The organism is Bradyrhizobium sp. Kon10 (genome assembly GCF_055807395.1).
This window is the reverse complement of sequence record NZ_JBVVOZ010000096.1, coordinates 1-1,333: the sequence shown is the minus strand read 5'-3', so window position 1 is coordinate 1,333 and position 1,333 is coordinate 1. Positions and strand designations below refer to the sequence as shown.

Sequence of the window (1,333 nt, the reverse complement as noted above, 5' to 3'; positions counted from 1 at the left end):
GAGGCCGCGCTCAAGGACCCGGCGGCGGCGCAGATCCAGGCGTCCGCTTCGCAGGACCCGTTCTTCATGGCGCGGCGTGCGGTACAGATCGGTGTCGGCATACTCAACGGCCAGAAGCCGGCCTCGACGGTCGAGCTCCTGCCCTCGAAGCTCGTCACCCGGAACAATGTCGCCGAATACAAGGGGTGGACCTCGGACCGGTCGCAGTAACAGTCCGGATTCGCGGGCTGCGGCCCGATTCAAGCATGGCATCCCGGGAAACCCGCCCGGGCTTGCCTGTGAAGTTGACCCCAGCGTCCGATATGTCAAAGAAGGAGGCGGTGTTTCGACGGTGGCGTCGACCGAATCGCAGTCGCCCGACGCGGGGCGGTCGCGGGAGCAAGGGTACATATGCGTGAGCGGATCGCTCTCATCACTGGCATTACCGGGCAGGACGGCGCCTATCTCGCCGAATATCTGCTGTCGCTCGGCTATGTCGTGCACGGCATCAAGCGGCGCTCGTCCTCGTTCAACACCGCGCGTGTCGACCACCTCTACCAGGACCCTCATGTCGGGAACGTGCCGTTCCTGATGCATTACGGCGACATGACGGACTCGACCAATCTGATCCGTCTGGTGCAGCAGATCCGGCCGACCGAGATCTACAATCTCGCGGCGCAAAGCCATGTCGCAGTCAGCTTCGAGAGCCCCGAATACACCGCCAATGCCGACGGCATCGGCGTGCTGCGGCTCCTGGAAGCGATCCGCATCCTCGGCATGGAGAAGGAGACGCGGTTTTATCAAGCCTCGACCTCCGAGCTCTATGGCCTGGCGCAGGAGGTCCCGCAGAAGGAGACCACGCCGTTCTATCCGCGCTCGCCCTACGGCGTGGCGAAACTCTACGGTTACTGGATCACGGTGAACTACCGCGAAGCCTACGGCATGTTCGCGGCCAACGGCATCCTGTTCAACCATGAGAGCCCAATCCGCGGCGAGACATTTGTCACCCGCAAGATCACCCGCGGTGTCGCGCGCATCGAGGTTGGACTCGAGGAGACGCTCTATCTCGGCAATCTCTCGGCCAAGCGCGACTGGGGCCACGCCCGCGACTATGTCGAAGGCATGCACAAGATCCTGCAAGCGGAGAAGCCTGGCGATTTCGTGCTCGCCACCGGCGAGACACGGTCTGTACGCGAGATGGTCGAACTGTCGTTCGCGCAAGTCGGCCGCCGCATCGAATGGCGCGGCGAGGGCATCGACGAGACCGGCGTCGACACGAAGAGCGGCAAGACCGTGGTGAAGATCGATCCCACTTACTTCCGCCCGACCGAGGTCGATCTCCTGGTCGGTGACG

At 63.5% G+C, this 1,333-nt stretch carries 1 protein-coding gene and 1 pseudogene; both read left to right on the top strand.

The window, feature by feature from the left end; all coding sequences use genetic code 11:
• Positions 1–210, top strand: a pseudogene (locus tag AC0L2O_RS36180) (ABC transporter); the annotation flags it as partial.
• 180 nt (positions 211–390) lie between these two features.
• Positions 391–1,333 (top strand): GDP-mannose 4,6-dehydratase (gene gmd, locus AC0L2O_RS36175; protein ID WP_473373117.1); only part of this gene is annotated, 943 nt, incomplete at its 3' end.